Genomic DNA, 10,123 nt, shown 5'->3' on the forward strand with positions numbered 1-10,123 from the left:
GAGGGCTGGGGAGAGGGGCTCTTCGGACGCGAACATGACCCAAACCCTGAAAACCTACGAAACCCCCATCCTGGCCGAGTGGACCGACTACAACGGCCACCTGCGCGACGCCTTCTACCTGCTGCTGTTCAGCTACGCCACCGACGCCCTGATGGACTACCTCGGCCTCGACGCGGACCACCGCGCGGCGACCAACGATTCACTGTTCACCCTCGAAGTGCATCTCAACTACCTGCACGAGGTGAAGGAGGGCGAGAAGGTCGAAGTGCGCACCCAGCTGATCGCCCACGACCGCAAACGCCTGCACGTTTTCCACAGCCTGCACCGCGCCAACGAAGACCTCGCCCTGGCCGCCAGCGAGCAGATGCTGCTGCACGTGAACCTCGAAGGCGGCGCGCGCTCGGCGCCCTTCGAAGGCGTGGTGCTGGAGCGTGTGCTGGCGCTGGCCGAGGCCCATCGCCCGTTGCCGCGCCCGGATTACGTCGGCCGCGTCATCGGCCTGCCGGGCTGATTCGCCGTGAGCTGCCGCTATCCGCTGTCCGATGCCATGCAGGCCTTCGTCGCCGAGACGGAGGCCCACCCGCTGGAAGGCCCCACGCTGGACGCCCAGCGGGAAAACTACGAGCGCATGGCTGCCGCCTTCGCGCCAGCGGTTCCGCCGGGCCTGCTGGTCCGCGACGTGCAGCCTGACGGCCTGGTCGAGCTGCGCCTCTACCGGCCTGAAGGCGCACCGCCGGCCAATGGCTGGCCGACCATTTTCTACATCCACGGTGGCGGCTGGGTGCTGGGCAATGCCCGTACCCACGACATGATCTGCATTCCCCTGGCCGTCGAACTGGGTGCGCTGGTGGTCGCCATCAGCTACCGGCTGGCGCCCGAGCATCCCTATCCCGCCGCCCTCAACGACTGCCTCGACACCTGGTGGCGGATTCACCAGGACCGCCTCGGCGAGCCTGTGGATAAAACCCGCATTGCGGTCGCTGGCGACAGTGGCGGCGCCAACCTCGCCGCCGCGCTGTGCCTGGCCCTGCGCGGCGCTGGCGAAGCGCTGCCACTGGTCCAGGCGCTGATCTACCCCGCGCTGGGAAACCTCGACACGCCCTCGCGCACCACCTGCGCCGACGCGCCATTGATGACCAGCGCGGCGGTCGACGAATACCTCGCCGCGTACCTCTCGCGCCCCGCCGACTGGCGCGACCCGCTGGCGCTGCCGCTGCTCGCCGAAGACCTCGGCGGCCTGCCACCCGCCTTTATTGCCGTCGCCCAGTTCGACCCATTGCGTGACGACGGCGCGCTTTACCGCGACCGCCTGCGCGAAGCCGGCGTGGCGGTGGATTACTTCCCCGGTGCCGGGCTCGTCCACGGCTGCCTGCGCGCCCGGCGCGTGGCGGAAGTGGATGCCCTGCGCGGCGCCCTGATCGCGGCCCTGCGCCGCAGCCTGAGTCGATGAGGAGGAATGCATGCAGACCACGTTGGAGAACCCCGGCGTCGCCGACTGGCGCACTTACCGGCTGACCGCCGCACTGGCCAGCCTGCGCCCGCTGGAGAATCGCCTCGAAGTGCTCTGGGCCGACGGCCGCGTCAGCCCTTTCCACCACCAGTGGCTGCGCGACAACTGCCCCTGCGGCGAGTGCGTCTACAGCGTCACCCGCGAGCAGGTGCTGGAGATCATCGACGTCCCCGCGAACCTCGCCCCGTCCCGCGCCAGCCTTGATCAGGGCCAGCTGTGCATCGATTGGCAGGACGGCCACCGCAGCCGCTTCGACCCCGGCTGGCTGCGCGCGCATGCTTATGACGACGAGTCCCGCGCCGAACGCCTGGCCGCGCACCAGACCACCCGCGTCTGGCGCCGTGACTTCGAGGTGCCGGTGTTCCAGCACGACCAACTGATGGACGACGACTCCGCGCTGCTGGAATGGATGCTCGCCCTGCGCGACCTCGGTCTCAGCCGCGTGGATGGCGTGCCCACCGCGCCCGGCTCCCTGCACCGCATCGCCCAGCGCATCGCTTTCATCCGGGAGACCAATTTCGGTGTGCTGTTCGATGTGAAGTCCAAGGCCGCGGCCGCCGACAGCAACGCCTACACCGCCTTCAACCTGCCGCTGCACACCGATTTGCCGACCCGCGAACTGCAACCGGGACTGCAATTCCTGCACTGCCTGGTGAACAACGCCGACGGCGGCGACAGCGTGTTCGTCGACGGCTTCGCCATCGCCCAGGCACTGCGCGACGAAGCGCCGGAAGACTTCCGCACGCTCTGCGAGATGCCCATCGAATTTCGCAACAAGGACCGCCGCAGCGACTACCGCTGCCTGGCGCCGGTGATCGCCCTGGACGCGCGGGGCGAGATCAGCGAAATCCGCATCGCCAACTTCCTGCGCGGCCCCTTCGACGCCCCGGCCGAGCGCATGGATGCGCTGTATCACGCCTGGCGGGCCTTCCTCACGCTCACCCGTGAACCGCGCTTCCGCCTGCAACAGAAGCTGCGCGCCGGGCAGATGTGGTGCTTCGACAACCGTCGCACCCTGCACGCCCGCACCGCCTTCGACCCTGCCAGCGGCGAACGCCACCTGCAGGGCTGCTACATCGACCGCGACGAACTGCTGTCGCGCATCCTGGTGTTGCAGCGCGACCTCTGAGGCGCGGAGCTACCTGTAGGAGCGATGGCGTCCCCCTCGCTCCTACGACAATCACCTTCAGCCGGACAAAAAAATCCCCTGCGGCGCCCGACGCGCGGCAGGGGACAAATCGAGCCGGTTCGGGCTCTCAGTGTGCGAGGCCCTGCAACCGAGCCGGTGCCGGCTGCAGGGTATGGAAGCCAGTCTGCGCGTCGCGTCGCCGCCTCGGTTAGCCGAAAGCGACCTGCGCTTGCCCGCCGCGGACATTCCGTCGGCATGGTGCTTGCCGCGCCTCGCCGGGCTTACCAGAATCGATGCAGACCCCTGCCGCTCCCAAGGAGACCCGCGATGATGCACGCCGACCTGATCGACCAGGACGATTTCCGCGAACGCCTGCAAGCGCTGGGTTTTGCCGTGCCGCCGGGCATCACCGCCGAGCAGGCCTGCGAATACGCGGTGCGTGGCCTGACCCCGGAGCGCTCGCTGGCGCTGCGCCGTCTGGTGGAGGAAATGCTCGCGGGGAACGCGACGCTGCTGCCTGCGGTGCGCGAGGCGATCTCCCGGCAATTGCTGCCGGCGCTGGTCCCCAAAGTGTGACAATCAGGCGCACAGGCAAGCGTCGTTTGTGCGCTGCATCTCCCGGAAATTGGGAAATGGCCTACAGTTCGTCTGGATAATGGCCTAAGGGCATCATGTATCAAATATGATCCAGTCCGTTTTTTTGGACGGACTGGCCGTAAGGCCAGAAGACAGGGATCGTAAGGATGCATGCTCTCTACCGTGGCTGGATGCCCGTCCTGGCATTCTGCTGTGCCTCGGCAAGCTTTGCCGCGCCACTCCCCTCACCGGGTGACAACGACCTTCAGCGTCAGCGCCAGGAACAATTGCTGCGCGAACAACGCCAGCGCCTGGAGGAGCTCCAGCAGCTCCCGGGCAAGGCGCCGGTCGAGGCGCCCGCGACCAGCGCGCCGGACACCCGTTGCTTCACTGTCCGCAGCATCAGCCTCGAAGGCGCCGAGCACCTCGACGCTGGCTCTCGGGAAAAGCTGCTGGCGCCGTATCGGGAGAAATGCCTGGGAGTGAACCAGCTCAACGAGCTGCTCAAGGGCATCACCGACCACTATCTCTCGCGCGGCTTCGTTACTACTCGCGCCTATCTGCCGCAGCAGGACCTCTCCAGTGGCGAACTGAAGATCATCGTGGTCGAGGGGCGCTTCGAAGGCTTCGACCAGTCGGAGCTGGCCAGCGAACGCGAGCTGGCCATGACCTTTCCCGGCGCCACCGGGGAAGCCCTGAACCTGCGCGACCTGGAACAGCTGGTCGACCAGATCAACCGCCTGCCCTCGCGTCAGGCGCAGATGGAACTGGTACCGGGCAAGGAAGTAGGCGGCAGCCGCGTGCAGCTCAAGGGCGAGCGCAGCAAACCCTGGCGCGTCTCCGCCAGCCGCGACAACAACGGCGATTCCACCTCCGGCGAACAGCAGGCCGGCGTCGGCTTCGACTGGGACAGTCCGCTGGGCCTGGCCGACCAGTTCGGCCTGCGCTACGGCGAGGATGTGGTCAGCGACCACTGGAAGCACTCCGACAACCAGAGCCTGTGGTACAGCGTTCCCTACGGCTGGTGGACCTTCAACTACAGCTACAGCCGCAACTACTACCGCACCCGCAACGAAGATGCCGGCTTCGCCTTCAAATACGACGGCGACAACCAGACCCACCAGTTGGGCGCCGCCCGCGTGCTGCACCGCGACGACGTGAGCAAGACCGGGGTGAACTTCGGCCTCAGCCACCAGCGCACGCGCAACTACATCGACGACACCCTGCTCGACGTCTCCAGCACCCACCTCAGCGAATTCAGCCTGGGCTTCAACCATGGCCGGCGTATCGGCAGCGCCTTCGTCAACGCCGACATCGGCTGGCAGCGTGGTATCGGTGCCTTCGGTGCGCAGGACGACGAGTCGGGCGCACCCCACGGCAGCCCCACCGCTCGCTACAACAAATACAGCCTGACCTTGAGCTACCTGCAGCCCTTCAAGCTGTGGGACGAAGCCTTCAGCTTCGAAAGCCTCGCCACCGGCCAGCACAGCGAAGACGTGCTCTACAGCCCCCAGCGCATCAGCCTGGGCGGCCTCAGCTCGATCCGCGGCTTCAAGGACCAGACCCTCTCCGGCGACTCCGGCTACTACTGGCGCAACCAGCTGCGCTGGCGCCGCGCCGTGACCTGGGAGCCGCTGCTGCCCTGGGTGCAGGAATACGGGGTGGCCTACGCGTACGACTTCGGCGCCATCGAGCATGGCCAATACAACCCCGGCCTCTCCGGGCGCATGAGCGGCCATGGCCTGGAGTTCAGCGCGCGCGGGCAGTACGCCGCCGCCTCCGTGACCCTGGCGCGCTCGCTGGAGCGCCCCGACCTCATCGAACGACGCGAGCACCCGGTGTATTTCCGCCTCGACGTCTTCTTCTGAACCGATTCGCTCTTTAGCTAGTAGCTGGCATCTGCCGGCACTTGGGAGATTCCCACATGGACGTACGCCACCCGCTGTACCAGGCCATTGCCAGCGTGCTTGCCGGCATCCTGATCCTCAACCCCATCGTCGCGGCCGCGGCCGAACTGGCGGTGGATGCCGCTGCTGGCGGCAACACGCACCTGGGTGCGGCGGGCAATGGCGTGCCCGTGGTGAACATCGCCACGCCGAACGGCGCGGGCCTCTCCCACAATAAATTCAGCGATTACAACGTCGGCCAGAATGGCCTGATCCTCAACAACGCCACCGGCAAGACCCAGTCCACCCAGCTTGGCGGAATCATCGTCGGCAACCCGAACCTCAAGGGCGGCGCGGCCAACAAGATTCTCAACGAAGTCACCGGGGCCAACCCCTCGCAGCTGCGCGGCTACACCGAAGTGGCCGGCCAGGCCGCTCACGTCATCGTCGCCAACCCCCACGGCATCACCTGCAACGGTTGCGGCTTCATCAATACCCCGCGCGCCACGCTGACCACCGGCAAGCCGCTGATGGACGGCGAGCGCCTGAGCGGCTATGACGTCGACGGCGGAGAGATCACCGTCGAAGGCGCCGGCCTGAATGCCAGCAACCTCGACCAGTTCGAGCTGATCACCCGCAGCGCCAAGCTCAACGCCGACCTCTACGCCAAACAGCTCACCGTCGTTGCCGGCCGCAACCAGGTGGACGCCGAGACCCTTGTCGCTACCGCCAAGGCCGACGATGGCAGCGCCAAGCCGCAACTGGCCATCGACAGCTCCGCGCTGGGCGGCATGTACGCCGGCGCCATCCGCCTGGTGGGCACCGAGCAGGGTGTGGGTGTGAAACTGGCCGGCAACATGGCCGCCAGCGCCGGCGACATCCAGATCGACGCCAACGGCCAACTCAGTCTGGCGAAGGTCACCGCCGCCGGCAGCCTGCAAGCCAAAGCGCAGGACATCGCACTGAGCGGGCCGGCCTATGCCAGCGGCACGGCGAATCTTGAAGCCAACGACCAACTGTCGGTCGGCAAGAGCCTGGCGGCCGGTGGGCAGGTCCAGCTCAAGGCTGCGCAACTGACCAACGATGGCCAGATCGTCAGCGGCATCGATGGCGAGCAGCGCATCGCCGGCCAGAACCTCGATATCACCGCCGAGTCTGTCAGCAACCGTGGGCGCCTGGATGCCACCGGCGCGGCAAACCTCAGCGCCGGCACTGTCGACAACGCCGGGCAGGTCTATGCCGATCGCGTAGCCCTCAGCGCGCGCAACGCCGTGGATAACCGTGGCAGCGTGCAAGGCCGCGAGGTCACCTTGCAGGCCGCGCAATTCAACAACCTGGGCGCCAGCGCGCAACTGATCGGCGAACAGAGCCTGCTGCTCAATGCTCCCGGCGTCGCCAACCTGGGCGGCCTGATTCGATTTGCCGACAACCAGACGGCCGCGCTGAACTTCGCCACCCTGGATAACCGCAACGGGCGCCTGGAGGTGAACGGCGGCAGCCTGACCTTGACCGGCGGCACGCTGAACAACCAGCAAGGCCGCATCGTCGGCGGCACCACGCGCATCGATGCTCAGCGTATCGACAACGGGGCCGGCGTGATCGGCAGCAGCCAGGGCGACCTGACCCTGATCAGCCAGGGCGAGCTGAACAATGCGGGCGGCAAACTCCAGGCCGCGCGCGACCTGACGGTTAAAGCCAGCGCAGTGGATAACCGCGCCGGCACACTGGTCGGCAATCGCCTGAACATCACCGGCAGCAGCCTGGACAACCGCGACCAGGGCGTCATCAGCGCCGAGCAGGGCGACCTGACGCTGAAGCTGGACAACGTATTCGACAACGGCAACGGCCTTGCCCAGGCCACTGGCGTCCTGCTGCTGGAGGCTGGCAGCGTCAATAATGCCGCCGGCAAACTGATCGCCGACTCGTTCACCCTCATCACGCCCGGCGCCGTGAATAACAGTGGTGGCACCCTCGCTGCCAAGCAACTGAGCCTCACCGCGCAAACCCTCGACAACCAGGGCGGTCGGCTGCAGGCGCAAAACGCGCTGCAGCTCAACGCCGACGAGCTGAAGAACAGCCAGGGTCTGCTGCTGGCCAACACCCTCGATGTGAAGCTTGGCCGCCTAAGCGGCAACGCCAACGGCACCTTGAGTGCCGACGGCCTGCTCAAGCTGATGGTGCGCAACGCCCTCGACAACAGCCTGGGCCGCCTGCAATCACAGCAGGGCAACCTCGATATCAGCGCCGGCAGCCTGGACAACCGCCAAGGCGCACTGGCCGGTGCGCAGCTGCTGCTGACCGTTGCCGGAGCGCTCGACAACCGCGCCGGCCGCATCGTCGGCGACGGCATCCGTGCCAGCGCTTCCACTATCGACACCAGCGACCAGGGTCTGGTGGTGGCTGGCGCCGACGGCGTGAGCCTGACCGCGACGCAACGCCTGTCCAGCAACCAGGGGCGCATCCAGAGCGATGGCGCCATCGAGCTGCAGGCGCCGCAACTGGAAAACCGCGGTGGCGTGGTGCTCGGCAAGCGCATTGAAGTGCGCGGCAGCGACCTGGACAACAGCCAGGGCGGCGCCCTGGTCAGCAATGGCGCCGAGGTTCTGCTGAACCTCGACGGGGTACTGAACAACGCCACCGGCCTGATCGACGCCGGCAACCAGGCGCTGACCTTCACGCGCGCGGTGGCAAGCCTGAACAACCAGGGCGGCACCTTGCGCGGCGAGCGTATCAACCTGCTGGCCGGCTCCGTCGACAACTCCGCCTCCGGCCGGCTGCTGGCTGGCGCCAGCGGGCTTTCGCTGAGCGCCAACACGGTGAACAACCAGCGCGGCCTTATCTACGCACAGGGCGGCTCGCTCACTGCTGAGCTTACCGACAGCCTGCAGAACCAGGCCGGCACCGTGCAGGGCGACAAGGTGAAAATCACCGCCGCCAGCCTCGACAACAGCCAGAACAACGGCGACGCCGGTATCATCGCCGGCCTGCTCGGCAAGCTCGAACTGCTGGTCGACAGCCTGACCAACCGCGGCGGCCAGTTGTTCGCCAAGGGCGACCTGAGCGTCGATGGCCAGGGCCTGGACAACAGCGCCGGGCAGATCAGCGGCAGCAGCGTCACCCTCAATAGCAGTGGTGCCCTGGACAACCACGGTGGCCTGATCGAATCGGCCGGCCATCTTGCCCTGGACAGCGCCACCCTGGACAACAGCCAGGGCGGCCGCCTGCGCGCGCTGGGCGGTGACAACAGCCATATCCGCAGCACGGACCAGTTGAACAACCAGGGCGGCAGCATTGGCGTGGCCAGTGAAGCCTTCGAACTCAGCAGCGGCACCTCCCTGCTCAACGCCCAGGGCGATATCCAGCACGCCGGCACCGGCCTGTTCCAACTCGATGCGGCCAACCTGTCCGGTGGCGGCTCGATCAGCGGCCTGGGCAGCGGGTTGTGGCAGTTGGGCAGCCTGTCCGGCATCGGCCAGATGCGCCTCAACGGCGTTCTCGACCTGCGCCTGCAACAGGGCCTGGACATCGGCGCTGGCGAGCGAATCGCCAGCGCCAGCGACTTGATCCTCAGCGCCGCCTACCTCAACAACCAGGGCGAGTTGCTCAGCGACGGAAACCTCACCTTCACCAGCGCCGGCGACCTATACAACAGCGGGGTGCTGTCCGCGCAGCAGCAGCTCGGCATCACCGCGAACAACCTGACCCAGCGCGGCGGCCGCATCGCCAGCGGGCTGGACACCCAGCTCAATCTCGCCGGCACCCTGGACAACCAGGGCTGGCTGATCGCCAACCAGGCCCTGCGCGCCAACGCTGCGCAAGTGATCAACGACGGCACCCTTGGCGCCCTGGGCGCGCTGACCCTCACCAGCGGCAGCATCGCCAACGGCGCGGACAGCCTGCTGTTCAGCGGCGACGACATGACCCTGCGCGCGGCCAGCCTGAGCAACCGCTACGGCGACCTCTACAGCCAGGGCAGCCTCGACTTCGCAGGCCAGGACGGCGGCCGCGCGCAGAGCTTCTCCAACCGCTCCGGGACCATCGAAGCGCAGGGCGATATCCAGCTGAACGTCGCCAGCCTGGAAAACGTCCGCGACGTATTCGCCTTCGAGCAGAGCACCAGCTTCGGCGAGTTCGATGTGCGCTGCGGCCAGCACTGCGGCGGCGGGGACTCCTTCAAGCGCGGCAAGATCAACGTCGAAGAAACCATCGAAGAACGCATCACCCAGAACAGCCCCGCCGCCTGGCTCACCGCCGGCCGCAACCTGACCATCGACGCCGGCTCGGTGGAGAACCGCAACAGCACCATCGCCGCCAACGGCGACCTGACCATCAATGCCGATTCCCTGCTTAACCAGGGCAGTGCCTCGCGCACCGGCAGCAAGGTCCTGGTCATCAACACCGTCTCCGGCGACTACGGCAAGATCCCCACCGGCCAGTGGGACGCCATGGAACGCCTGGCCCGCCAGTTCAACACCCAGATGGCCCAGGGCATCTTCGACCAGGACCTCTACGACCAGCTCTGGACCGTCTATGGCGGCGATCGCTGGGTCGTCGGCACGCCCGTCATCACCTGGACCGACAACGCCGACCAGACCGCCCCGGCCACCCTCCAGGCCGGCAACCGCGTCAATCTCAACGTCGCCCAGAACCTGCAGAACGGCACCATCGCCGACTACACCCTGGCCCAGCTCACCGGGCAACTGGCCGGCAGCCAACTGGGGCAGCAGACCGGTGCCATCAATCTCACCATCAACAAGGCCAGCAGCGACGCCCAGGCCCGTGGTCCGCAAACCGTCGAGACGGTCACCCACACCGCCGCCGACGGCAGCCAGCAGATCAGCTTCGTTCCCGTCGACTACACTGGCGTGCCCTTCGCCGCCGTCGACCCAACCGCCGCCGACACCTTCCGCCTGCCGCAGGGCCAGTACGGCCTGTTCATCCGCGCCACCGATCCCGGCGCGAACTACCTCATCGAAACCAACCCGGCCCTCACCGACCTGGGCAAGTTCCTCAACTCCGGCT

The 10,123-nt window shown here is 67.1% G+C and carries 6 protein-coding genes; all 6 read left to right on the forward strand.

All coding sequences use genetic code 11. From position 1 onward, the window contains the following. Window positions 1–34 precede the first annotated feature (34 nt). Window positions 35–511, forward strand: coding sequence for a thioesterase family protein (locus IB274_RS26310; RefSeq protein ID WP_192435732.1), 477 nt, complete (start codon window positions 35–37; stop codon window positions 509–511). Between the two features lie 6 nt (window positions 512–517). Next, window positions 518–1,450, forward strand: coding sequence for an alpha/beta hydrolase (locus IB274_RS26315; protein WP_192435733.1), 933 nt, complete (start codon window positions 518–520; stop codon window positions 1,448–1,450). A 10-nt stretch (window positions 1,451–1,460) separates the two neighbouring features. Then, window positions 1,461–2,639 carry a gamma-butyrobetaine dioxygenase gene (locus tag IB274_RS26320; RefSeq protein WP_192435734.1) on the forward strand — a complete coding sequence of 393 codons (1,179 nt, stop codon included), beginning with the start codon at window positions 1,461–1,463 and terminating at the stop codon, window positions 2,637–2,639. Between the two features lie 327 nt (window positions 2,640–2,966). Then, a complete protein-coding gene (locus IB274_RS26325) occupies window positions 2,967–3,215 on the forward strand; it encodes a hypothetical protein (RefSeq protein ID WP_081519030.1) in 249 nt (82 codons plus the stop codon). Window positions 3,216–3,382: 167 nt separating this feature from the next. Then, the gene (locus IB274_RS26330; RefSeq protein ID WP_225615037.1) at window positions 3,383–5,083 is read left to right on the forward strand and encodes a ShlB/FhaC/HecB family hemolysin secretion/activation protein; all 1,701 of its coding nucleotides are present in this window, start codon (window positions 3,383–3,385) and stop codon (window positions 5,081–5,083) included. A gap of 56 nt (window positions 5,084–5,139) precedes the next feature. Next, a partial coding sequence (locus tag IB274_RS26335) for a filamentous hemagglutinin N-terminal domain-containing protein (protein ID WP_192435735.1) occupies window positions 5,140–10,123 on the forward strand: 4,984 nt, incomplete at its 3' end.

It is taken from the genome of Pseudomonas sp. PDM18, from assembly GCF_014852585.1.
GTDB lineage: Bacteria > Pseudomonadota > Gammaproteobacteria > Pseudomonadales > Pseudomonadaceae > Pseudomonas.

Excerpts from the sequence above, each read along its gene's own strand:
- IB274_RS26310 (WP_192435732.1), top strand. The coding sequence starts at position 35 with ATGACCCAAACCCTGAAAACCTACGAAACCCCCATCCTGGCCGAGTGG.
- IB274_RS26320 (WP_192435734.1), top strand. The coding sequence starts at position 1,461 with ATGCAGACCACGTTGGAGAACCCCGGCGTCGCCGACTGGCGCACTTAC.
- IB274_RS26325 (WP_081519030.1), top strand. The coding sequence starts at position 2,967 with ATGATGCACGCCGACCTGATCGACCAGGACGATTTCCGCGAACGCCTG.
- IB274_RS26330 (WP_225615037.1), top strand. The coding sequence starts at position 3,383 with ATGCATGCTCTCTACCGTGGCTGGATGCCCGTCCTGGCATTCTGCTGT.